General features: G+C 48.4%; 22 protein-coding genes. 13 read left to right on the top strand and 9 right to left on the bottom strand.

Features of this window, described 5'->3' with window-relative positions:
* Nucleotides 1–338: 338 nt before the first annotated feature.
* Together CFI03_RS02965 and gyrA are read right to left on the bottom strand one after the other, a co-directional pair.
* A complete protein-coding gene (locus CFI03_RS02965; protein WP_116394483.1) occupies nt 339–1,412 on the bottom strand; it encodes an HD domain-containing phosphohydrolase in 1,074 nt (357 codons plus the stop codon).
* A 43-nt stretch (nt 1,413–1,455) separates the two neighbouring features.
* Nucleotides 1,456–3,963, bottom strand: a complete 2,508-nt coding sequence (gyrA, locus tag CFI03_RS02970; RefSeq protein ID WP_116394484.1) for a DNA gyrase subunit A — start codon at nt 3,961–3,963, stop codon at nt 1,456–1,458.
* A gap of 294 nt (nt 3,964–4,257) precedes the next feature.
* On the opposite strand from gyrA, the gene CFI03_RS02975 reads away from it, so the two are divergent.
* Entirely contained in the window at nt 4,258–5,019 is a 762-nt protein-coding gene (locus CFI03_RS02975; RefSeq protein WP_116394486.1) for a YheC/YheD family protein, read from the top strand.
* 29 nt (nt 5,020–5,048) lie between these two features.
* On the opposite strand, the gene gyrB is transcribed toward CFI03_RS02975, so the two are convergent.
* From gyrB to dnaA, 6 genes are all read right to left on the bottom strand, one after another.
* Complete coding sequence (gene gyrB / locus CFI03_RS02980) at nt 5,049–6,956, bottom strand: DNA topoisomerase (ATP-hydrolyzing) subunit B (protein WP_116394487.1); 1,908 nt, start codon at nt 6,954–6,956, stop codon at nt 5,049–5,051.
* A gap of 41 nt (nt 6,957–6,997) precedes the next feature.
* Complete coding sequence (gene remB, locus CFI03_RS02985) at nt 6,998–7,249, bottom strand: extracellular matrix regulator RemB (protein ID WP_012772007.1); 252 nt, start codon at nt 7,247–7,249, stop codon at nt 6,998–7,000.
* 30 nt (nt 7,250–7,279) lie between these two features.
* Nucleotides 7,280–8,389, bottom strand: a complete 1,110-nt coding sequence (recF, locus tag CFI03_RS02990; RefSeq protein ID WP_116394488.1) for a DNA replication/repair protein RecF — start codon at nt 8,387–8,389, stop codon at nt 7,280–7,282.
* A gap of 38 nt (nt 8,390–8,427) precedes the next feature.
* Nucleotides 8,428–8,643, bottom strand: a complete 216-nt coding sequence (yaaA, locus tag CFI03_RS02995) for a S4 domain-containing protein YaaA (RefSeq protein ID WP_116394489.1) — start codon at nt 8,641–8,643, stop codon at nt 8,428–8,430.
* Between the two features lie 47 nt (nt 8,644–8,690).
* Nucleotides 8,691–9,833 carry a DNA polymerase III subunit beta gene (gene dnaN, locus CFI03_RS03000; protein WP_116394490.1) on the bottom strand — a complete coding sequence of 381 codons (1,143 nt, stop codon included), beginning with the start codon at nt 9,831–9,833 and terminating at the stop codon, nt 8,691–8,693.
* Between the two features lie 239 nt (nt 9,834–10,072).
* On the bottom strand, nt 10,073–11,425 hold the full coding sequence (dnaA, locus tag CFI03_RS03005; RefSeq protein ID WP_116394491.1) for a chromosomal replication initiator protein DnaA: 1,353 nt from the start codon (nt 11,423–11,425) through the stop codon (nt 10,073–10,075).
* 565 nt (nt 11,426–11,990) lie between these two features.
* Here dnaA and rpmH point away from each other — a divergent pair.
* The 12 genes from rpmH (at nt 11,991) to CFI03_RS03065 (ending at nt 22,952) form a co-directional block, all read left to right on the top strand.
* Nucleotides 11,991–12,125 (top strand): 50S ribosomal protein L34, encoded by a 135-nt coding sequence (gene rpmH / locus CFI03_RS03010; protein WP_015847830.1) that lies wholly within the window; start codon nt 11,991–11,993, stop codon nt 12,123–12,125.
* 120 nt (nt 12,126–12,245) lie between these two features.
* The gene (rnpA, locus tag CFI03_RS03015; protein ID WP_116394598.1) at nt 12,246–12,599 is read left to right on the top strand and encodes a ribonuclease P protein component; all 354 of its coding nucleotides are present in this window, start codon (nt 12,246–12,248) and stop codon (nt 12,597–12,599) included.
* 104 nt (nt 12,600–12,703) lie between these two features.
* The gene (locus CFI03_RS03020; RefSeq protein ID WP_015847828.1) at nt 12,704–13,480 is read left to right on the top strand and encodes a YidC/Oxa1 family membrane protein insertase; all 777 of its coding nucleotides are present in this window, start codon (nt 12,704–12,706) and stop codon (nt 13,478–13,480) included.
* Nucleotides 13,477–14,109, top strand: coding sequence for an RNA-binding cell elongation regulator Jag/EloR (jag, locus tag CFI03_RS03025; protein ID WP_116394492.1), 633 nt, complete (start codon nt 13,477–13,479; stop codon nt 14,107–14,109). Before CFI03_RS03020 ends, jag begins: the two co-directional genes overlap by 4 nt.
* An 84-nt stretch (nt 14,110–14,193) precedes the next feature.
* Nucleotides 14,194–15,573, top strand: coding sequence for a tRNA uridine-5-carboxymethylaminomethyl(34) synthesis GTPase MnmE (mnmE, locus tag CFI03_RS03030; protein WP_116394493.1), 1,380 nt, complete (start codon nt 14,194–14,196; stop codon nt 15,571–15,573).
* A 70-nt stretch (nt 15,574–15,643) separates the two neighbouring features.
* Entirely contained in the window at nt 15,644–17,533 is a 1,890-nt protein-coding gene (gene mnmG / locus CFI03_RS03035) for a tRNA uridine-5-carboxymethylaminomethyl(34) synthesis enzyme MnmG (protein ID WP_116394494.1), read from the top strand.
* Nucleotides 17,533–18,255: a 16S rRNA (guanine(527)-N(7))-methyltransferase RsmG gene (gene rsmG / locus CFI03_RS03040; protein WP_116394495.1), complete on the top strand. Its 723-nt coding sequence runs from the start codon at nt 17,533–17,535 to the stop codon at nt 18,253–18,255. Before mnmG ends, rsmG begins: the two co-directional genes overlap by 1 nt.
* Nucleotides 18,256–18,574: 319 nt before the next feature.
* Nucleotides 18,575–19,393 (top strand): nucleoid occlusion protein, encoded by an 819-nt coding sequence (noc, locus tag CFI03_RS03045; protein WP_116394496.1) that lies wholly within the window; start codon nt 18,575–18,577, stop codon nt 19,391–19,393.
* A gap of 140 nt (nt 19,394–19,533) precedes the next feature.
* Nucleotides 19,534–20,307, top strand: a complete 774-nt coding sequence (locus CFI03_RS03050; RefSeq protein ID WP_015847822.1) for a ParA family protein — start codon at nt 19,534–19,536, stop codon at nt 20,305–20,307.
* Nucleotides 20,288–21,145: a ParB/RepB/Spo0J family partition protein gene (locus CFI03_RS03055; protein WP_116394497.1), complete on the top strand. Its 858-nt coding sequence runs from the start codon at nt 20,288–20,290 to the stop codon at nt 21,143–21,145. The genes CFI03_RS03050 and CFI03_RS03055 overlap by 20 nt, the downstream gene beginning before the upstream one ends.
* 138 nt (nt 21,146–21,283) lie before the next feature.
* Entirely contained in the window at nt 21,284–22,441 is a 1,158-nt protein-coding gene (locus tag CFI03_RS03060; protein WP_116394498.1) for an aminotransferase class V-fold PLP-dependent enzyme, read from the top strand.
* 28 nt (nt 22,442–22,469) lie between these two features.
* Nucleotides 22,470–22,952 (top strand): DUF4446 family protein, encoded by a 483-nt coding sequence (locus CFI03_RS03065; RefSeq protein ID WP_116394499.1) that lies wholly within the window; start codon nt 22,470–22,472, stop codon nt 22,950–22,952.
* Here CFI03_RS03065 and yyaC read toward each other — a convergent pair whose 3' ends face one another.
* Nucleotides 22,953–23,570 carry a spore protease YyaC gene (gene yyaC, locus CFI03_RS03070; protein ID WP_116394500.1) on the bottom strand — a complete coding sequence of 206 codons (618 nt, stop codon included), beginning with the start codon at nt 23,568–23,570 and terminating at the stop codon, nt 22,953–22,955.
* Nucleotides 23,571–23,601 lie beyond the last annotated feature (31 nt).

Consider the following 23,601-nt stretch of genomic DNA (forward strand, 5'->3'; position numbering starts at 1 on the left):
ATCAAACTCTCCATTAAAGTGTTTGACTTGCTCATTCATTTAAAAAATCGCTTTTCCGTTATTTCTAACGGGGCAGTTTCGCTCGTTGTTCAGTTTTCAAAGAACAATTTCTTTTTCGTGTCGTTGCCGTGTTTCTCAGCGGCGACAAGAGATAATATACCATGAACGCCTAATGGATTGCAAGCACTTTTTGAAAGTTTTTTACTAAAACATGATTATTCTCTTTTACATCTCATATTTAAGCTGAAAATCCTTATTAATCAACTGTTCTATACATAGATTTCTTATCTAATAAACAAATAAAGATCTCGCCTGATTCCAAGGCAAGATCTCTATTGTTAACCCATGACTTCTTTTATATGCAGATGTCTTTCGATTGTCAGGTTGATTATCGTACCGCCAACAGAGACCCATGGTCTTGTCGGATGCACGGAATCGCTAAACACAATCTCTCCAACGCGATCATCGCTAAGCTTCACGATATTGCCGTTATGGAATTGCGTTACCTTCTCTACGAATATCCTGACGTAAGCAGGCTCCAGCTTTCCGAAGGAATCGCTCTGGATCTGTTCCAGAACGAAATACGGGGAAGCTGCCTTGCGGTAGAATCGATTTAAAGTCATCGCATGATAAATATCCGCAATGGCAACGATTTTGGCGTACGGATGGATCTTGGACGAATCAATGGCAAGCGGATAGCCGCTGCCGTCAATACGTTCATGATGCTGTAGCGCGGCCAGCTTCACTCCCTCGTTTAAAGAGGCAATATTCTTAAGCAGCTGATATCCAAATACCGTGTGACGCTTCATCTCTTCGTTTTCTTCGGCCGTTAAGGCTGTCGGCTTGGCTAATATGGCCGGGTCAATCTTAACGTTCCCGATATCGTGCAGTAGACCGGCAAGAGCGACCGGCATCCAATCCTTACGAGGCAGTCCGCACCATTGGGCAATACGATAGGAGGTTAAGCTAACCAGTATGCTGTTGTGCAGCAAATAGTCGCGCTCCGAAAAATGTCTCGGCATAAACGTTAGCACCTGGTAGCTGTCCTCATACTGCATCATTTTCTCCAACTGATTCCGAATATCCATTACCGGTATCGGCTGACCGGACCGGATTTCATTGATAACCCGCTTCAGTACAACGATCATCTGGTCGTATTCATCATGCAGCGGAGTAGCAGAGACAGCAGGAGCTGCACTCTGCGGCTCCTGCTTTGCGTTGTCCTGCGTTTTATCCGTCTGATTAGCCGGCTGTTCAATCTGAACTTTGGGAACCAGAAAGGCTTGCATGATATCTAATTCTCTTGGCGTGACGATGCGCCCCTTCTGAAATAGCACTCCGCCAAGCGGGGTGAGGACATCTTCGCTGATTTTGTCGCCTAACTTCACCTGTGATAAAGCCACTGTTGCCACAACGGTCCCCTCCCGATGTATGCCAATCCTCTATTGTCTGTTTTTACTCTTCTGCCGGCTCGGTGCCTGCATCCGGAGCTGTATTTTCGAATTCTTCGCCCTCTTCGAGCGATTCGTCAGCATCTTCGCTGCGCGCGACACGGGTTACGGTAGATACCGTATCATCCTCACGCGTATTGATCAACTTCACGCCCTGCGTATTACGTCCCATCGTCGAGATGCCTTCCATGCTCGTACGAATGAGCGTACCAAGCGCAGTCATAATCATCAGGTCCTCGTCATTCAGAACGACCTTCAGGCTGACAATCGGTCCATTCTTGTCCGTAACGTTAAGAGTCTTGATCCCTTTACCGCCACGGTTCTGGATCCGGTACTCGCTCATTGGCGTACGTTTACCGTAGCCTTTGGCCGTTACGATAAGCACATCATTCTCCGGATTAACAACATCCATGTCAATGACGGTATCGTCATCATCCAGTTGAATGCCTTTTACGCCTGTGGCGGAACGTCCCATTGAACGAACATCCTGCTCGGAGAAGCGGATCGACATGCCTTGCGCCGTACCCATTACGATCTCCTGGTTGCCGTCTGTCAGCTTCACGCCAATCAGTTCGTCATCCTCGCGGATCGAAATCGCAATCAGACCAACCTTGCGGATATTCATATAATCGTCAAGCGGTGTCTTTTTAACAATACCTTGACGGGTCGCAAAGAACAGATAGCTGTCCGAATCGAAGCTTTCTACCGGAATAACCGCATTGATCGTCTCGCCCTGTTCAATTTGGATCAGGTTGATGATCGGCGTTCCCCGGGCTGTCCGGCTGAGATCCGGAATCTCATACGCCTTGAGACGGTATACTTTGCCTTTGTTCGTAAAGAACAGCAAGTAATGGTGCGTGTTGGATACGAACAGATGCTCAACGAAATCATGCTCTTTCGTATCCATGCCAACGACGCCTTTGCCGCCCCGCTTCTGGCTGCGGTAAGTGGTTACCGGCAGACGCTTGATATAACCGGTATGCGTGATGGAGATGATAACATCCTCGCGAGGGATCAGATCCTCGTCCAGAATTTCTTCATCGCTGACGGTAATTTCGGTACGGCGTTCGTCGCCGAAGCGCTCCTTGATCTCGTTAAGTTCTTCGCTGATGATGTTGAGCACAAGCTGCTCATCGGCTAAGATCGCCTTGTACTCGGCAATCTTCTTCATCAGTTCCGCATACTCAGCTTCGATCTTGTCGCGTTCCAGGCCGGTCAGCCTTTGGAGACGCATATCGAGAATCGCTTGCGCCTGCTCATAGCTAAGCGCAAAACGCTCGATCAAGCCTTCGCGGGCAATATCCGCCGTTTGCGAAGCACGGATCAAAGCGATAACTTCGTCCAAATGATCAAGAGCAATACGCAAGCCTTCGAGAATATGGGCTCTCGCTTCCGCTTTTTTCAGATCGTATTCGGTACGACGGCGAATAACTTCGATCTGATGCTGCAAATAGTAATACAGCATTTCGCGAATATTCAGCGTCTTAGGTTCACCGTTAACTAGCGCGAGCATGTTAATACCGAAGTTGGATTGCATTTGCGTCTGCTTATACAGATTGTTCAGCACCACGCTTGGCGTTACATCGCGGCGAAGCTCAATAACGACTCGCATGCCGTTACGGTCGGACTCATCGCGGAGGTCGGTAATTCCCTCTATTTTTTTCTCGCGGACGAGCTCTGCGATTTTTTCTACCAGTCGTGCTTTGTTAACCTGGTATGGCAGCTCGTAGACGATAATCCGGGCTTTATTGCCGTTCTCTTCAATCGTCGCACGTGCTCGCATCGTTACCGTGCCGCGTCCCGTCAGATAAGCCTGACGGATGCCGCTAAGTCCCATAACGATACCCGCGGTAGGGAAATCGGGGCCTTTTACATAATCAATCAGCTCAACAGGCGTAATCTCCGGATTGCGGATCAGCGCCTGAATACCGTCAATAACTTCGGTCAGGTTATGCGGCGGAATATTCGTAGCCATACCTACCGCGATACCTGTAACCCCGTTTACGAGCAGGTTCGGGAAGCGCGACGGCAGAACGGCCGGCTCTTTCTCCTCGCCGTCATAGTTCGGAACGAAATCAACCGTTTCTTTATTTAAATCGCGGAGCATCTCCATGGCGATTTTCGACAGACGCGCCTCGGTATACCGCATCGCCGCCGCCATATCTCCGTCAATCGAGCCGAAGTTGCCATGTCCGTCCACAAGCATGTACCGCATGGAGAAATCCTGCGCCATCCGTACCATTGCTTCATAAACCGACGAATCGCCGTGCGGATGGTACTTACCGATTACTTCCCCTACGATCCTCGCAGACTTCTTGTATGGCTTGTCCGAAGACATGCCCAGCTCCGACATTGCGTACAAAATACGACGATGCACCGGCTTAAGACCGTCCCTTACATCCGGCAATGCGCGGCTTACGATAATACTCATCGCATAGTCCATGAATGAATCGCGCATTTCCGTACCGATGTCACGGTCTTTAATTTGCGAATGCTGTTGTTCTTCCGCCATGTTTTACCTCCCTGACGTCATCAATCTGCAAACCTTGTCAAACATGATAACCATTATATTACTTTCACAAAAAAGGCACGGCTAAACGCCCTGCATCCGTTTCATCTATGAAACCGGCAAATTGCCTAAAAAATAATGAAAAATAGGCAAATAACTCGTATCTTTTCGTGCCCGATCCGCCATAAAATAAACAGACCCAAATTACATTATACCACTCATTCCAAAGTCTGTCTTCTTCTTGATACGCAATCTTCATCGCTTAATACCTGTTCCCAAGGGAAAGGAGCAACAGAATTGTCTATTCAATTGGTATACAGCAAATGGGAGAAAACCAACGTACTTCTACACTCGCCAGCTCTCCGTGAATATATACCTCTAACAAAGCTTTTCAGCAAAGAAAACCTGCAGTTGATGCTTGAAGAATACGGGATGGTCTACGTCAAACCCGTAAACGGCACCTTTGGCAAAGGCGTTATGCGCGTAGAACAGCTCAAGCCGGCTGCTAAAGGCTATAAGTATCAACTGAACACCACAATCCGGACTTTTCCTACCCTCGAACTGCTGCATCAGAGCCTCGTGAAAAAAATTAAAAGCAGGCGCTATCTGGTTCAACGTGGCATCCATCTGCTCCGCCATAATAACCGGCGCTTCGATATCCGGGTAATGGTGCAGCGCAATGAAAACAACCACTGGGAGGCTACCGGCATTATCGGACGTCTTGCCCATCCCGGGAAAGTGGTTACCAATTACCACAACGGCGGCACTCCGATGTCCTTCGAACGATTGATGTCTAACCATCAATCCCCGACCCAGAAGATGATATACGCGATGCGCCTCAAGCAAATTAGCCTGGATATCGCAAAAGAGCTGGAAAAGCATTATCCGGGCATCAAGGAGCTTGGGATCGACATCGCCGTTGACCAGCAGCAGAGACCTTGGATTCTTGAGGTAAACACGAAGCCTGATGCCTTTATCTTCCGGAAGCTCGAAGATAAAACGATGTTCCGCAAAATCTATAAGTATGCCGTTTCTTACGGCCGCTACAAAAAGAAATAGCCGCCCGCAAGGACGGCTATTTCTTTTTGTTAAATATCCAGGTTCTTAACGTCTTTCGCAAATTGCTGGATGAAATCGCGGCGCGGTTCAACGTTGTCGCCCATAAGCGTGTCGAAGATAACGTCTGCTTCAATCGCGTCTTCGATCGATACCTGAAGCATAGTCCGGCTCTCCGGATCCATCGTTGTTTCCCACAGCTGAGTGGCGTTCATCTCGCCGAGACCTTTATAACGCTGCACGTTTACTTTGGCGCCTTCACCGAATTCTGCGATAATCTCATCGCGTTCCTTCTCCGACTGCGCATAACGGATAACCTTGTTACGCTCGATCTTGAACAGCGGCGGCTGTGCGATATAAATATAGCCTGCTTCGATAATCTTCCGCATGTAACGGAAGAAGAAGGTCAGCATCAAAGTACGGATATGCGCGCCGTCGACGTCGGCATCGGTCATAATGATGACCTTATGGTAACGTGCTTTCGCCAGATCGAAATCATCGCCAATGCCCGTTCCAAGCGCCGTAATAATCGCGCGGATCTCGGCATTTCCGAGAATGCGGTCCAGTCTGGCACGCTCAACGTTCAGGATTTTACCGCGCAGGGGCAAAATCGCCTGGAAATGACGGTCGCGGCCTTGCTTCGCCGAACCGCCGGCGGAGTCGCCTTCGACGATATACAGCTCGCTGATCGAGGCGTCCTTGGAGGAGCAGTCAGCCAGTTTACCTGGCAGGGAGCTCACTTCAAGCGCGCTCTTGCGGCGTGTTAACTCGCGTGCCTTGCGTGCCGCTTCGCGGGCTCTTGCCGCTTGCAGGCCTTTTTCAACGATTTTGCGGGAAACCGAAGGATTCTCATCCAGGAACTCCTGCAGCTTCTCGGCAAAGAACGATTCGACAATACCGCGCACTTCGCTGTTGCCAAGCTTCGTCTTTGTTTGTCCTTCGAACTGCGGCTCGGGAATTTTCACCGAAATAATCGCCGTCAAGCCCTCGCGGACGTCATCGCCGGAGAAGTTGGAATCATTGTCTTTGATTAATCCCGTCTTACGGGCATAGTCGTTAATAATACGCGTTAAAGCGCTCTTGAAGCCGGATTCGTGCGTACCGCCCTCATGCGTATTGATGTTATTGGCGAACGAATGGATATTCTCGCTGTAACCGTCATTGTACTGCAGCGATACCTCAACTTGGATATGGTCCTTCGAGCCCTCTACATAGATTGGCTCATCGTGCATAACTTCCTTGTTGCGGTTCAAATGTTTGACGAACTCGATAATGCCGCCTTCATACTTGAACGAATTCGATGTGCCCGTACGCTCATCAACCAGTTCAATCTCGAGGCCTTTATTGAGGAACGCCAGCTCGCGAATCCGCGATTGGAGCGTCTCATACTCGTAAACGGTGGTGTCGGTAAATATCTCCGGATCCGGCTTGAACTTAACCGTCGTACCGGTTTCATTGGACTCCCCGACAATCTTGACGTCATATTGCGGCACGCCGCGGCGGTATTCTTGTTGATAGATATGTCCGTGCAGCTTAACCGTAACCGTTACATGTTCCGACAACGCATTAACGACGGATACACCAACACCGTGCAACCCGCCCGATACTTTATAGCCTTCGCCGCCAAACTTGCCGCCTGCGTGAAGAACAGTCATTACGACTTCGAGAGTCGACTTCTTCAGCTTTGCGTTCTCACCTACCGGAATACCGCGGCCATTATCGATAACCGTAATGCTGTTGTCCTCGTGGACGCGAACCTGGATCTTCGTACAATACCCGGCCAGTGCTTCGTCGATACTGTTATCGACAACCTCCCATACGAGATGGTGGAGGCCCTTGCCGCTGGTAGAGCCGATGTACATCCCCGGACGCTTCCGTACCGCTTCTAAGCCTTCGAGGACCTGTATCTGACTTTCATCATACGTATTCTGCTGACTCAACTGCTCACTACTCCTCTCATACCTGTTCGCCTAGGCTGCTTCTAGCCATTCGCCGCAAAATGATGGGCCCGTTTCTTCAAAGTAGAGGATGAAATCGGCGAATAATAGATTTTCTGCTTCGTCACGACAATGGATTTGGGCTCTTCCTCACCAATGGTCTCGACGTCTTTGCGTTTACGGGCTCCTGCTACAAATTGCTTGGAAAGCTTGGAGGATTGCTCTATCGATATATCAAAAATGGCTACCAGCTCGGCAGCCCGGATAATTTTCTCGCCGCCCAAATGGATATACATGTCCTCCGCCTCCCGTGTAAATGTCCGTTATCAGCGCGTTACTCGGCCATCCCGCACATCGTAGATCCCGGCATCGCGGAGCTTGCTCACATTTACGCTCTCGAGTCCGGTCGTTGTAATAAACGTCTGAACCTTGCTCTGAAATGTCTCGATGAGCTGCGTCTGCCGGTTCTGATCCAGCTCAGACAAGACATCATCAAGCAATAGCAGCGGGTATTCCCCAATTTCTTCGCAGATCAGCTCTATTTCGGCGAGCTTGAGAGACAGGGCAGTCGTACGCTGCTGTCCCTGCGACCCGTATACAGCCGCTTCCTTGCCGTTGATAAAGAAAGCCATGTCGTCGCGATGAGGCCCTACGAGCGACATTCCTCTGCGAATCTCCTGATCTTTCACCTGTGATAACTTTAACATAAATTGCTCAAATAAAACAGTTTCATCTTCGGAGGCGCCGCCGTCAAAGGACGGGCGGTACTCAATGGTGAGGCGCTCACCGCCCGCCGTGATGCCGGAGTGAATGTGCTCCGCCCACCGTTGTAATTTATGAATAAAGTGTTTCCTTTTTTTCATGATTTTAACACCGTGCTCGGCAAGCTGCATATTCCAGATGTCCAGCATGGCGAGCTGGGAGCTCCCCGGAGATGCCGTCTTCAGAAAATTGTTCCGCTGTGCAAGCACCTTGGTGTACTGCGTCAGCGTATGCAAATAACCGGGCTGTACTTGGCCGATTTCCATATCGAGAAACCGTCTTCGTATGCCCGGCGTTCCTTTTACAATCTCCAGATCTTCAGGCGCAAACATAACAACGTTCAGCGATCCGATGAAATCGCTGAGCTTCCGCTGCTCAAGTCCGTTGATCTTCGCTTTCTTGCCCTGCGTCGAATACATCAAATCAAGCTTTAACGTGCCGTAGCGCTTCTCCACTTCGCCGTGGATCCGGGCTGAATCGGCTTCCCAGCCAATCAGCTCCTTATCCTTCGACGTGCGGTGCGATTTGGTGAGGGCGAGCGCAAAGATCGCCTCAAGCAAGTTCGTTTTCCCCTGCGCGTTAGGCCCGACAAACAAATTGACCTTATTATCCGTCACGAGCTCAAGCTCTTTGTAGTTCCGATAGTTTTGCAATTGAATGCTTTTTAAAAACACGTTCGTTTGTCCTCCCGGCCTGGCTGCTTCTTAAGCACTTATGCCCCGGTCACCGTAAAGACGCCGCAGCCTTCCACTTCAACGCGGTCACCGACGTACAGCTTTCTGCCGCGGCGGTTATCCACAACCCCGTTTATGTGAACTTCGTTTTCCTGCAAGAAAAATTTCGCGTGTCCACCTGTGGATATACAATCAGCCAGTTTTAAAAACTGTCCAAGCGTAATGTATTCGTCGCGAATCGAGATCTCTTTCATCCCTTGCTCACCTGCCTTTCACCGTTATTGCCTAAGCTTGCATAACCTTAGTTTGTCGTCCGATAAGGCAAGATAACATACGTGTTGTAGGAATGATCGGTTGGGCGAATAACGATTGGGCTCATTGCCCCCGTAAACCCGATAAAGATCTGCTCGCTGTCGATGACTTTAAGCACGTCCAGCATATATTTGGAGTTGAACGCAATCTTAAGCGGCTCGCCATCGAACTGCTTCGGTTCCAGCTGCTCGGTAACGCGGCCAAGCTCCGTCGAGCTCGAGGAAATTTCGATCGATCCGTCATCCATCGTTGTCAGGCGAACGATGTTGGTCTTCTCTTCTCTCGACATCAGATACGCGCGGTCGATGGCATCCGTCAATTTTTTTGTATCAAGAACGAGTTCTGTTTTGAACGCGCTCGGAATAATTTTAGAAGTATCCGGGTAAGTTCCGTCCAGCACGCGGGTGTAGAACAATACGTTGCCGATTTTGAACAGCACCTGGTTGTCGGCTACGACAATATCAACGAGACCGTGCTGATCCGGAACCAGCTTAGACAGCTCGACCAACGTTTTTGCCGCGATTACGACATTGTTAAACCGGTAGTCGGCGGCGGTCTCCGCTTGCGCGATACGGCTGGCCAGACGGTGGCGGTCAGTCGCCACGAATTTCAACTGCTTATCCTGCAGGCTCCAGAGCACGCCGGTCAGAATAGGCGTCTGCTCATTAACGGAGGCGGCCAGAACAGTCTGGCGAATCATCGCCTTCAGAAGATCACCGGGCATTTGGAACAGCTCGTTTTGCTCGATGGAAGGAAGTACGGGGAACTCCTCCGGATCCAGGCCAACCATCTGAATATCCGTCGAACCGGAACGAATCAGGGTTTGGAAATGGGCGCCTACTTCAATTTCAACATTGTCAGACGGAAGCTTCTTAACGATTTCGACAAAAAATTTAGCGGGCAGCACCACATTGCCCGGTTTATCCACATTCGCAATAACGAGATCATCCCGTTCTACAGGAATAAAGCTTTGAATAGATATATCGGTATCACTTGCCGTTAAGGTAACCCCTTGGTGGGTAACTTCAATCTTGATGCCGCCGAGAATAGGAATTGTCGGACGGGAAGAAGCCGCTTTTGCAACCTGCTGGATGGCTTCGTTCAGTTCATGTTTGGAAATTGAAAGTTTCATGGTTTCACTCCTAAGTCCGTTTCGGATCGATGGTTTCTTGGGCTTTTAAAATCGGCGAAGCCGTAATGGGCGTTTTCGCCCTATTTTGATGATGTTTTTTTAAAAAAAAATAGTAGTCGTAGTAGTAGGCGGCGTTAATATGTGGATAACCGTCTAAAACACGGATAAAGCAAGCCTATCCACATGTGTATAGCTTGTGCATAGGCTTGCTTGGTTGTTCATATAGAAGTGAATAACTTTTACGTGTGATTTTTGATCTTCTCGGTCAAGTTTTGCAAAATCTTGTACAAGTCCTGGTCTTGCTTCAGCTGCTGCGAAATTTTCTCATGCGCATGAATGACTGTCGTATGATCACGCCCGCCGAATGCCTCACCGATCTTCGGAAGCGAGTAATCGGTCAGCTCACGCGAGAGATACATGGCGATTTGCCTCGGGTAGGCGACGGCTTTGGTCCGTTTCCGCGCTTTGAACTCCTCGAGACGCAGCCCGTAGAATTCGCCAACCTTTTGTTGAATATCGTTTATCGTGATCATCTTCGGACGGCTGGACGGAATAATGTCCTTTAACGCTTCGGCAGCCAGATGGGATGAGATATCCTGATTAATAAGCGAGGAGTATGCGACTACGCGGATGAGGGCGCCTTCCAGCTCGCGAATATTCGTGTCGATCTGGTTCGCAATGTAGACCATCGCTTCATTCGGAATATCAAGGTTTTCCGCTTTCGCCTTTTTGCGCAAAATCGCGATCCTTGTCTCCAAATCCGGTGCCTGAATATCCGTTATTAATCCCCACTCGAACCGCGAACGCAGCCTTTCCTCCAAAGTCGGAATTTCCTTTGGCGTACGGTCACTGGAGATGACGATTTGCTTCCGCTCTTCATGCAAGGCATTAAAGGTATGGAAGAACTCCTCCTGCGTACCGTCTTTACCGGCCAGGAACTGAATATCGTCAATCAGCAGCACGTCAATATTGCGATATTTGTTGCGGAAGCTCTCGCCCCTGTTATCCCGGATCGCATTAATGAACTCGTTCGTGAATTTCTCGGACGAGATGTACATGATCTTCGTGCTTGGATTGTGATCCATGATGTAGTGGCCGATGGCATGCATCAAGTGGGTCTTGCCGAGTCCTACGCCGCCGTATAAAAACAGCGGATTATAAGCTTTCGCCGGCGCTTCCGCCACGGCAAGCGATGCCGCATGCGCAAAGCGGTTGTTGGCCCCGATGACAAACGTATCAAACGTATATTTCGGGTTAAGCATATGATTGAAGGTCTCTTCTTGAATGATCGGCGCTTCCGCAGCCTTAATCACAGCGGGAGGCGCGGGTTCCGCCGGCTTCGCCTCTTCGATCGAAAAGCGTACGTCTACCTGTCTGCCGAGAAACTCAAACAAGGTGTTGCGAATTAATTTGGTATACCGGCCTTCCAGCCATTCAGCCGCAAATGTTGTCGGCGCCGTCACTTCCAGAAGCGAATCGTTCACGAAGGAAGCTTTGGTCGCTTTAAACCAGGTATCGAAACTGGGTTTGCTTAGTTTCGTCTGAATGATTGACAACACTTGCTGCCATAAATCATAGGTATGGCTGTCCACAGACGTCACTCCTTATCAAAAATCGCCGAATAGGCGCAATTAAGCCAAATCATGTCGAATGAATGGTGATTATTACGAAATACCCACAATATGAAGAATAATAGGAACATGAGTTATGAATAGGGGATGAGTTTGTTCACATTGTTATCCACAGGCTGTTGATAAAAGATGCTAAATCGATGAGGTATTCACACCGAAAACATATTAATCATAGCAAAAGATCCCTTGTATTTCAACGAATTGTGAGATTTTATCCACAAATTCAATAGCTTGTGCATAAAAGTTATCTACACCACTACATATTGTTAATATCTTGTTACCATTTCGACAAAGTTCGTCTAAAGTCCCGAAAATTTATGCACATGTTATTAGTTTTCCGACAAAGGTACTCATTCCATACATTTATCCACAATATTTGGATGGCAGCGTTTTTAATTGACTTTTGCAGCCCGGCGTGGTTTAATAAAAAAAGCGTGTTTCAAAAATTAGCTGTTTACAGAGAACAAGCAGATCGGTGTTAAGCCGTACTGTTTTGAGTACTTGATATACGGGAGGTGCAGTTCAGATGAGACCTACATTTAAACCGAATGTAAGCAAACGCAGCAAAGTACATGGCTTCCGCAAACGGATGAGCTCGAAAAACGGACGTAAAGTTTTGGCAGCGCGTCGTCAAAAAGGCAGAAAAGTTCTTAGCGCATAAGCAAAAGACCACGTCGGGTGGTCTTTTTTTTTGCCCTGCGGGCGATACTGATAGGTAGGATCCGCAGGGCAAGCATACATAAAGGGTTATTAATATGAAGAAAGAACGGTGAGCCTGGTCGTGCAAAGAAAATTGCGTCTGCGTAACCGCGCCGACTTCAATCGGATCTATCGTTACGGCAAGTCGTTTGCCAATGGACAGTTTGTCGTGTATTGGTCGAGGCAGCCGGTAGCGGAGCCATTCCGGTTAGGCGTCTCCGCCAGCAAGAAAATCGGCAACGCGGTTGTGCGCAACCGGATGAGGAGAGTTATTAAGGAAATCGTCCGTTTGAACGGAGACAAAATCGTGCCGAATACCGATTTTATATTAATAGTAAGAAAACCTGCGGTGGAGATGGAGACGAAGCAGCTGGAGAAGAGCATTTTTCACGTGCTGAAGAAGGCCGGTTTGCTGAAGAAGGACGCGCGTTATTAGCAATAGTGGCCAGCATTTCCAAGTTGTTTCTTTGTCCTATTATTTATGGTATAGTTTAGTCAATAAAATAATGCTTAGTATGGAATGTTCAGAGAGGAGATTTGGTGTTGGTTTTAAAAGGAAACCGCAAGTGGCTGCTCGTACTGGGCATGGTGCTGATGGTTGTGCTGCTGTCGGGTTGCGCACCGCATAATGCAACGACGAGTACATCGGATTTACAGCACGGCAACTTCTGGGAGAAGAATGTTGTTTATTACTTTGCCCTTACGCTTGATAAGTTCGCAGACTGGTTCAACGGTTCGTATGGACTAGCTATCCTGCTCATTACGATTATTGTAAGAACGGCGATCTTGCCATTAACGCTAAAGCAGTACCGGAGCTCGAAAGCGATGCAGGCGATTCAGCCGCAAATGGCCGAGATTAAGAAGAAACATAAAGATAATCCGCAGAAACAGCAGGAAGAGACGATGAAGCTGTTCCAGGCGAACAAGGTCAATCCTATGGCCGGCTGTTTGCCGCTACTCGTTCAGATGCCTGTGTTTATGGCGCTTTATAACTCAATCTACTGGAATCCCGAGGTTCGTACGCATGAGTTCCTGGGCTTGCAGCTTGGCGAACCGGGACCTTGGTATTTCCTCCCGATCATCGCGGCAGCTACGACATTCGTTCAGTCGAAGATGATGCAGAAGCAGCAAACGCAAACGATGCCGGGCATGGGAGCGATGCTTATGATCTTCCCGGTCCTGATCTTCGTGATGGCCCTTAACTTCCCGTCGGCGCTTCCGCTGTACTGGATTTTCAGTAACCTCTACACCATTATTCAAAACTACTTCCTGTACGTTCGTTCATCAAACAAGGGTAAGGAGGCCCTCGCGAAATGAAGAAAATCGTAGCATCAGGAAAAACGATTGATGATGCTGTACGGAGCGGTTTAACACAATTAAATGTAGCCAAGGATCGCGTCAAAGTGCTCGTTATGGAGCAGCCTTCAAAAGGTCTGTTCGGACTCATTGGCGTAAAGGAAGCGAAGGTTGAACTGGAGCTTATACCCGATCCAACGATTGAAGCAGAGCAATTTCTTCGTGATGTGTCAGAGGCGATGGGACTTACGATCGCTATTGATCGGAAACAAACGAAAGAAGCGACTTATCTGTCCGTTTCGGGCGGAGGGGATATTGGCATGCTGATTGGCCGGCGCGGTCAAACGCTTGACGCGCTGCAGTACTTGGTTAACATTGTGGCAAATCGATACTCGGACAGCCATCTTCGGATCGTGCTTGATGCGGAGGATTTTCGCGAGCGTCGCCGCAAGACGCTGGAGGAATTATCGGAACGCCTTGCCGGCAGAGTAGTCCGCACGAAGAAAGAGGTCGTGCTGGAGCCGATGTCGTCGCATGAACGCAAAGTGATTCATTCCCAGCTTCAGAATCACCCTAGGGTAAAAACTTACAGCAAAGGCGATGAGCCAAATCGGCGAGTTGTTATTGCTTTAAAGGAAAAGCAGATGTAAAGTTAGATCCATACGTTATTCAATTCGCAGCAATGGCTCTCGTGGTCATTGCTGTTTTTCCATTTGAGAGGTGCATAAAAGCTGATGGTACATGATACTATTGCGGCAATTTCGACAGCAGTCGGAGAGGGCGGCATCGCCATTATTCGCGTCAGCGGTCCTGATGCGATTGAGGGAACCGCGAGGATTTTTCGATCAAGAACCGATTTGAGGGATGCGGCAACGCATACCCTGCATTACGGTCATATTATAGATCCGAAGAACGGGGAAGAAGTTGAAGAGGTTATTGTAACCGTCATGCGCGGTCCCCGTTCGTTCACGGCAGAGGATGTCGTCGAAATTAACGCCCATGGCGGCGTTGTGGCGGTAAAGAAGGTGCTCGACCAGGTTCTTCTGCAGGATGGTATGCGGCTTGCGGAACCGGGCGAGTTTACGAAGAGAGCTTTTCTGAACGGCCGGATTGATCTAATGCAGGCGGAGGCTGTTATTGACCTGATCCGTTCGAAGTCGGACCGGGCATTCTCGGTTGCGCGCAAGCAGGCAGAGGGAACCTTGTCCAAGCGGATCAAAGCTCTTCGGCAGACAGTAATTGAGCTGCTAGCTCATATTGAAGTGAATATCGATTATCCCGAGCATGATGTCGAGGATCTGACCAACAATTATATCCGCGAACAAAGCGGATCCGCACTGGAGGAAATCGGCAAGCTGTTAAAAACGGCGAACGAAGGTAAAATATTGCGAGAGGGCATTATGACCGCTATTGTGGGACGCCCGAATGTAGGCAAGTCTTCTCTGCTTAATATGCTGGCACAGGAGAATAAAGCGATTGTAACGGATATTCCCGGTACAACGCGGGATGTTATCGAGGAGTATGTGACGCTTAATCATATTCCGCTTCGACTGCTCGACACGGCAGGTATTCGCGAAACAAGCGATGTCGTGGAACGGATTGGCGTAGAACGCTCCCACAATGCGCTGGAAGAAGCCGATTTGATCTTGTTTGTGCTTAACAATAACGAGCCTATGCATGAGGATGACCGTGCGCTCCTGGAGAAGGTGAAGGACCGCCAGCTTATTCTTATTATTAATAAATCGGACTTGGAATCAAAGCTCGAGATGGCCGAGATTGAGGCATTGGTTGACGAAGAGCGGATTGTCCGCATGTCAGTGCGCGAAGAGGAAGGACTGGATCGGCTGGAGAAAGCGATCAGCAAGCTGTTCTTTGAAGGTCAGCTTGATTCGGGAGATTTGACATATGTCAGCAATGTTCGGCATATTTCTTTGCTGAAGCGGGCGCAGCAGTCGCTTATTGATGCGATCGATGCGTCGAACACCGGCATTCCGATTGACTTAATCCAGATCGATGTGCGTTCCGCATGGGAATCGCTTGGCGAAATATTAGGCGATGAGGTTGGCGATTCGTTGATCGACCAGATCTTCTCGCAGTTCTGCTTAGGCAAATAAAGAAAAAAGATGACGACCGGCAGGGTCCGTATCCCGTGCGCGGCGTGATGAATTGGAGGGATAAAGAAAAATGACCTATGAAGCTGGGCAATATGAAGTAATCGTAATTGGGGCGGGTCATGCCGGAGCGGAAGCAGCGCTTGCTGCCGCTCGAATGGGCTGTGAGACGCTTTTGCTTACAATCAACCTGGACATGGTGGCTTTTATGCCATGCAACCCGTCAATCGGGGGACCTGCAAAAGGACATGTCGTCCGCGAGATTGATGCATTAGGCGGAGAAATGGGCCGAAATATCGATAAAACGTTTATCCAAATGCGGATGCTGAACACAGGGAAAGGACCGGCTGTTCACGCGTTGCGCGCGCAGGCGGATAAATTCTCTTACCAGCATACGATGAAGAAAACGATCGAAGAGACGGATCATCTGACGCTTCGCCAAGGCATGGCGGAGGATCTGATTGTCGAAGACGGTAAAATTACCGGTATCGTCACCAAAACAGGCGCGATCTACCGGGCCAAAGCGGTTGTTATTACGACGGGTACTTACTTGCGCGGCAAAATCATTATGGGCGAGCTGATGTACGAGAGCGGCCCGAATAACCAGCAGCCTTCGGTGAAGCTGTCTGCAAGCCTGAAGGAGCTTGGCTTTAAGCTCGCTCGCTTCAAGACAGGTACGCCGCCGCGCGTGCATAAGGATACGATTGATTTCTCGAAAACGGAAATTCAACCGGGCGATGATAATCCGAAGTTTTTCTCGTATGAAACGAAATCCTCCGACAATGAACAGCTGCCTTGTTGGCTGACGTATACATCGGAAGCAACGCATAAGATTATCAATGACAATTTGCACCGTGCCCCTATGTTCTCTGGAGCGATTGAAGGTACGGGTCCGCGTTATTGTCCTTCTATTGAGGATAAAATTGTCCGCTTCGCGGATAAACCCAAGCATCAAATCTTCCTGGAGCCAGAAGGCAAGCACACGTCGGAGTATTATGTGCAAGGACTTTCAACAAGCATGCCTGAGGATGTGCAGCTCGGCATTTTGAGATCAATTCCAGGTTTGGAAAATGTTGAGATGATGCGTAACGGCTATGCGATTGAATACGATGCGGTTGTTCCGACGCAGCTGTGGCCATCGCTGGAGACAAAGCTGGTTGACGGGTTATTCACAGCCGGACAAATCAACGGCACTTCCGGTTATGAAGAAGCTGCGGGTCAAGGCATTATCGCGGGTATAAACGCAGCGCGCAAAGTGCAAGGGAAAGAGCCGGTTATTATCGACCGCTCGCAAGGATACATCGGCGTTATGATTGATGATCTGGTGACGAAAGGGACAAACGATCCTTATCGCCTTCTTACTTCCCGTGCTGAATACCGCTTGCTGCTTCGTCATGATAATGCGGATCTTCGCTTGACTCCAACCGGCTATGAGATTGGACTTATTTCGGAAGAACGTTACCAGGAGTTCCTTCGCAAGAAAGAGCTTGTGGCTCAAGAAATCGAACGGCTTGGCACGGTGAAAATTAAGCCTGAGGTTGCTCAGCCGGTACTCGATGCCGCGAATTCGGCTCCTATTGCTTTTACAATGGATGCCTTGTCGCTGCTTCGCCGTCCAGAATTGTCTTATGCGTTGGTTGATCAGCTGTCGCCTTCGGAGCTTCCGTTGACGGAAGAAATGAAGGAGCAGGTTGAAATTCAGATCAAGTATGCCGGCTATATCGAGAAACAGCTGCATCAGGTTGAGCGCTTGAGCAAGATGGAGAAAAAGAAAATTCCCGATGATATCGTGTACAGTGAAGTGCATGGTTTGGCATCGGAAGCAAAACAAAAACTGGCGGACATCCGCCCGTTGTCGATCGGTCAGGCGTCGAGGATTGCAGGCGTTACTCCGGCAGACATTTCCATTTTGCTTGTTTATTTGGAACACTATAACCGGGTGACGGCAGCGAGAGGGCAATGATGACAGAAACGCATGTATGGTTTGAAAAGCTGCTGGGGGAGAACGGTATCGCGTTATCCCCGAAGCAGCTCGAACAATTTGATTCCTATCACCGCTTGCTGGTGGAGTGGAATGAGAAAATGAATTTAACCGGCATTACCGAACGGGATGCCGTATTCGAGAAACATTTTTACGACTCGATTTCGTTATCGTTCTTCGTTGATATGAAAAAGATAAGCAGTATTGCCGATATCGGATCCGGAGCAGGCTTTCCAAGCATCCCGCTTAAAATTTGCTTCCCGCATTTGAAGGTTGTCATTGTGGATTCGCTTAATAAGCGAATTCAGTTCCTGAATCATTTGGTTCAAGAGCTTGGGCTCGATAATGTGAATTGCGTACATGGGCGGGCTGAGGATATTGCGAGAATGCCAGCTTATAGAGACTCCTTTGATCTCGTAACGGCAAGAGCAGTTGCACGTTTGAATGTTTTGAATGAATTTTGCCTGCCATTCACCCGCAAGAACGGAACCTTTGCCGCAATGAAAGGCTCGCAAAGCGTGGAAGAGGTGAAGGAGGCTGCTGTAAGTTTACGTGAGCTTAAAGCGAAGGTCCATGCAGAGCATGCCTTCAAATTGCCTTTCGAACAGTCGGAACGCTACATTGTGCTTATCAATAAGACGGACGCTACGCCAAAAAAATATCCGCGCAAAGCAGGCACTCCGCTTAAACAGCCTCTTGTGTAATGACAAAGGAAACCTCCGTATGTTCCACGTGAAACATACGGAGGTTTTTATTTGTGTCTATTCGAAATATTGCGAAGATCAAGCAGGAAAAAACCAAATTGAAGTCGAAATAAAAGGGTAGAGAAAGAATCCCGTTCTTACAAGTTTTTACATAGGGTTTCTAACGCAACAGCGAGTCTATTAAACGAGGTTGTCTGAGAGAAGTAATATAGATAAAATGGTAGTAACGGGAATTTTACCGTTAATGCATAGCAGCACATCTTGGAAACCAACCACTATAACGGTAATGGTTTCTTGGTCGGGTGGTAGAGTAGATAATATGAAAGAATCATTTTCCCGTTTGTTCGGTCTAAGTGATCAGCGAAGCGGTCAAGAAGAGGTTCGGCAGATTCCTATTCAAGATATTGATACGAGTCCATTCCAGCCTCGGACAATCTTCGATGATGAACGTATCGATGAGTTGTGCCAAACGATCAAAACGCATGGCGTTATTCAGCCCATTGTTGTTCGCGCTCGAAATGGCAGATATGAGATTATTGCAGGCGAACGTCGTTGGCGGGCGGTAACAAAGCTTGGATATGATACAATTCCGGCTATTATCCGTGAATTTAACGATTCACAGACGGCCTCTATCGCATTGATCGAAAATTTGCAACGCGAGAATTTGACGGCGATTGAGGAAGCGGTTGCCTACCAAAAGCTGATCGAGCTTCATGAGCTGACACAGGAGAGCCTTGCGCAGCGTTTAGGCAAGAGTCAGTCTACAATTGCAAACAAGCTGCGGTTGCTGGGATTAAATGACACTGTCAAAGAAGCCCTCGCTAGTCGTAAAATATCAGAGAGACATGCGAGAGCGTTGCTTTCTCTGGATACGGAAGAGCTTCAGAATCAGGTGCTGGAAGAGATCATTACGAAGGAATTAAACGTCAAACAGACGGAGAATCGTATTGCATCTCTGAAGGAAGAACCGAAGTCGAAGCAAACGAAGCGGTTTGCGATGCCGAAGAACACGCGTCTTGCTTTTAATACGATCCGTCAAGCTGTTCAGATGGTGTCCAGCACGGGGATGGAAATCAAAGCAGACGAAAAAGACCTTGGCGATTTTTATGAAATTACTATTCATATACCGAAAAATTAGCTTTGCGTAAGTCATTCATGATGAACGTAATAGTACTAATCCGGGCCGTCCTCTTCGAGGACGGCGAAACCGTTTATACCGATACGTTTCACCGTTAGATCATCAGGGGATTAAAAGTTTGGACACAGAGGTGAACAAGTTTGTCTAAAATCATTGCAATAGCCAATCAAAAGGGCGGTGTTGGTAAAACGACAACGTCTGTTAACTTAGGGGCTTGCCTGGCAACACTCGGTAGACGGGTGCTGCTTGTTGACATTGACCCTCAAGGGAACACGACAAGCGGAATTGGCATTAATAAAGCAGATGTAAATAATTGTATTTATGATGTGTTGATTAATGACGTGCATCCGAAGGATGCCATGTTTGAAACAAAGATTGATGGTCTGAAGATCATTCCCGCGACGATTCAGCTCGCAGGTGCCGAGATTGAAATGGTACCAACGATATCGCGTGAGCTTCGTCTGAAAAAGGCTTTGTCCCTAGTTAAGGATCAATTCGACTATATTCTAATTGATTGCCCGCCGTCTCTTGGCCTGCTGACGATTAATTCTTTAACGGCAGCTGATTCGGTTATCATTCCAATTCAATGCGAATATTACGCGCTGGAAGGACTAAGCCAGCTCTTAAATACAGTAAGACTTGTTCAGAAGCATCTGAATACGGCGCTTCAAATTGAGGGCGTATTGCTGACCATGCTGGACGCTCGGACTAACTTGGGTATTCAGGTTATCGAAGAAGTGAAAAAGTATTTCCAGCAGAAAGTGTATCAAACCATCATTCCGCGTAATGTTCGCTTAAGTGAAGCGCCTTCTCACGGCGAAGCTATTATTACGTATGACCCAAGATCCAAAGGTGCTGAAGTATATCTTGAACTTGCTAAGGAAGTGATTATGTATGAGCAAGCGGCTAGGTAGAGGACTTGATGCGCTTATTCCATCGCTTTCGGTAAGCGAAGACGATAAAGTCATTGAAATTCAATTGACGCAATTACGTCCGAACCCATACCAACCACGCAAAACGTTTGATGATGAATCCATTAAGGAATTGGCAGAGTCGATCAAACAGCACGGTGTCATTCAGCCGATCATTGTGCGGACGGTATTGAAGGGTTATGAGATCATCGCAGGGGAAAGACGGTTCCGTGCGTCGCAGCTTTGCGGCAATGCAACGATCCCTGCAGTGGTGCGAGCATTTTCCGATCAACAGGTAATGGAAATTGCTTTGATTGAAAACCTGCAACGTGAAGATTTGAATGCGATTGAAACAGCAATGGCTTATCAAGGCTTAATGGATAAGTTCAAGCTTACCCAGGAAGAGCTGTCGATGAAGGTGGGGAAGTCCCGTTCCCATATCGCGAACTTCCTTCGCCTTCTTGCACTGCCTGCTGAGATAAAAGACAATGTTTCACGTGGAACAATCTCGATGGGTCATGCTAGAGCGTTAGCGGGAATCAAGGATGCAGCCGTCCAGAAGGACATGGCTGACCGGACTGTCAATCTTGGCTGGAGCGTGCGCGATCTAGAGGAAGCGATTCAAAAACTTGAAGTGAAGGAAACGGTAGAAGCGGCAAAAGCGAAAGCAAAGTCGAAGAAACGGGATCCGTATATCGAGAGCTTGGAAGAGTCGCTTAGAGACCGTTTTAAAACAACGGTTAAGATTAAACAGCAAAAGGATAAAGGAAAAATCGAGCTGCAATACTACAATAAGCAGGATCTCGAGCGGCTGCTCGAACTGCTCCAGAATATGGCATGATTTAGGTGAATTTCTAGCATACCAAAGTTGTAATCTTTGTACTGAAAGATTAAACTAAGGTATGCTATTCTTATGTTCTGTTATGGTATTTGGGAAGGAAATTTGAGAGGAAAGAGAGAGAGAGGAGGATGGAACAAGGTGGAAAGGATTATCTATTTGGACCATGCTGCAACTTCGTGGCCAAAGCCGCCGGCTGTACTGGAGGCGATGCAGCATGCCATGCTGCATGAAGCGGCAAATCCGGGACGAGGCAGTCATCGGATGGCTGTAAAAGCTAGCCGTGTCTTGTTTGATACGAGGAAGCAATTAGCGAAGCTGTTTCGGATTAAAAATCCGAATGATATAGCATTTGCCGCAAATACGACAGCCGCATTAAATATGGCAATCAAGGGCTGGGTGAAAAGCGGGGACCATGTGGTTGCTACTTCGGTTGAGCATAATTCGGTAAGAAGGCCACTGGAGTATTTAAAGCACGCTCTAGGTATTCATGTTACGTATGTAGAGTCAGATGAGGCAGGCAGAATTCAGGTGGAACGGATTGCTTCGGCCATAACTGCGCAAACTTCATTAATTATAGTTAACCATAGCTCTAATCTGCTCGGCACCATTGCACCAATCGCTCAAATTGGCGAACTGGCCCGAAAAAAGGGCATAAAGCTCCTTGTTGATGCGGCTCAAAGCGCTGGCATTCTTGAGATTGATGTAGAGGCGATGGGAATCGATATGATGGCCTTCCCTGGTCATAAAGGATTGCTTGGCCCACAAGGCACAGGAGGTCTGTACATCCATCCTAACGTTGATCTCGTTCCTCAGCTGCATGGCGGAACAGGGAGTCAATCTGAGGCTCCTGAGCAGCCTAGCGTGCGTCCTGACCGGTATGAGGCAGGAACGCAAAATACACCCGGCCTCGCAGGTCTCAAGGCGGGTGTCGAATATGTTCTGCATGAGACGGTTCATAACATCCATACTAAGGAATGGGCATTAACCCAGCGGATAATGGACGGACTATTAGAAGTGGATGGGATTAAGGTTCTTGGGCCAAAGCTTGGCGAGCAAAGAACGGGGATAGTCGCATTCGTAGCCGACGGAATCGATCCGTCTGAAATGTCCTTTATACTTGATCAGCATTATCAAATTGCGGTTAGAGCGGGCTTTCATTGCACACCGCTGGCCCATGCCTGTGCAGGTACAACAGGAACAGGCGCAGTACGAGCAAGCGTAGGTTGTTTTACAACAGAGCAAGAAGCGGATGCCCTTGTTGCAGCAGTGAAAGAAATACGGAAGCAATATTCTTAGCATAATTTTCTGGGGGCGGAAGTTCGAAATGGATGAGTGGACGAATAACCCGATGAATGGGGTTACGGTTGTACTAGCATTGTTGGTCATCGTGTTATTGATTAGAATTTCAATTGTTGGCAGAAGGCTGAAAAAGCTTAGAAAGCAGTATGTGGAAGTGATGGGCAACACGGGCATTACGAATCTGGAAGAAGTCATTATCGATCTGAAGCAGTCCATTACGGCGCAAGAGCTGCAAAGCGAGAAGCTCCTGAAGCAAATGGAACAGATGAAAGAAGTGCAGCAGCAGGAAAAAGGCCGCGTTGGTGTACTGCGCTACAATGCATTCGCCGATCAGGGTAGTGATCTTAGCTTCTCGATTGCTGTGGTAAATGCGGCGCAGGATGGGGTAGTGATCTCAGGGCTGCACAGCCGGGAGAATACTTACGTGTATGCCAAGCCGGTAAGCAAAGGCGAATCGAATTATACCCTTACTCCGGAAGAGCGCAAGGCAATAGCTGAAGCGAAGTAATTAATTAGTGCCCGGATGTTCCAAGGCGGCTGCCTGTTCTCTGGAGCGTGCAGAGACATGGATGCTGTTCATGATGGAGGAGAATACGCTGGAAGCGATGATGTCGGCCATTTTCATGACCAGATGTAAACGCGTGTTCTGCAGGACAAAATACTCCATAAATCCGCCCACGTTAACGATGCCTGTAATATGGATGTCGCCAACAGGAGGGAGCTCCTTGTTTACGCCGGCGCCAGGTCTTACGGGGCCTGTGCCTACTTGTATCGAACCGATGCTGGATACTTGCCCAAGGCAGGCGTCAATGCCGATAACAAACGGTTTTTGATAAGTGCGATTGATCTGATGGAGTGTCTCTTCGAGGTTCATGGCATGTACGGGCTCTTCTAAGGTGCCGTATAGGGAGAAGTAGGGGCTCTGATACTTGGAAAGGGTCGTGCCGATCAGTGGGCCAAGAGAATCGCCGGTAGAACGGTCTGTTCCAACGCACACGATTACGATAGGCCGCCCGGCGGACATCTCGTCGATCATAAGAGATAGCCGGTTGACGATTTGACCAACAGCATTCGCTTCCGTGTAAGGAACCTTTAACGGTATATCCTTCATAAAAGATAGTTTCATAGAATCCCCTCCATAAATGCCAATATGATAC

Origin of the sequence: Paenibacillus sp. ATY16, from assembly GCF_003399985.2 — a bacterium.
In the GTDB taxonomy this organism is placed as follows: Bacteria; Bacillota; Bacilli; order Paenibacillales; family Paenibacillaceae; genus Pristimantibacillus; species Pristimantibacillus glycanilyticus.

Bases quoted from the DNA above. Each gene is read 5' to 3' on its own strand.
- noc (WP_116394496.1), top strand. From the start codon at position 18,575: ATGAAAGAATCATTTTCCCGTTTGTTCGGTCTAAGTGATCAGCGAAGC.
- yyaC (WP_116394500.1), bottom strand. From the start codon at position 23,570: ATGAAACTATCTTTTATGAAGGATATACCGTTAAAGGTTCCTTACACG.
- rsmG (WP_116394495.1), top strand. From the start codon at position 17,533: ATGACAGAAACGCATGTATGGTTTGAAAAGCTGCTGGGGGAGAACGGT.
- remB (WP_012772007.1), bottom strand. From the start codon at position 7,249: ATGTATATCCATTTGGGCGGCGAGAAAATTATCCGGGCTGCCGAGCTG.
- mnmE (WP_116394493.1), top strand. From the start codon at position 14,194: ATGGTACATGATACTATTGCGGCAATTTCGACAGCAGTCGGAGAGGGC.
- CFI03_RS03055 (WP_116394497.1), top strand. From the start codon at position 20,288: ATGAGCAAGCGGCTAGGTAGAGGACTTGATGCGCTTATTCCATCGCTT.
- jag (WP_116394492.1), top strand. From the start codon at position 13,477: ATGAAGAAAATCGTAGCATCAGGAAAAACGATTGATGATGCTGTACGG.
- dnaN (WP_116394490.1), bottom strand. From the start codon at position 9,833: ATGAAACTTTCAATTTCCAAACATGAACTGAACGAAGCCATCCAGCAG.
- yaaA (WP_116394489.1), bottom strand. From the start codon at position 8,643: ATGAAAGAGATCTCGATTCGCGACGAATACATTACGCTTGGACAGTTT.
- gyrA (WP_116394484.1), bottom strand. From the start codon at position 3,963: ATGGCGGAAGAACAACAGCATTCGCAAATTAAAGACCGTGACATCGGT.
- mnmG (WP_116394494.1), top strand. From the start codon at position 15,644: ATGACCTATGAAGCTGGGCAATATGAAGTAATCGTAATTGGGGCGGGT.
- rpmH (WP_015847830.1), top strand. From the start codon at position 11,991: ATGAGACCTACATTTAAACCGAATGTAAGCAAACGCAGCAAAGTACAT.
- CFI03_RS03065 (WP_116394499.1), top strand. From the start codon at position 22,470: ATGGATGAGTGGACGAATAACCCGATGAATGGGGTTACGGTTGTACTA.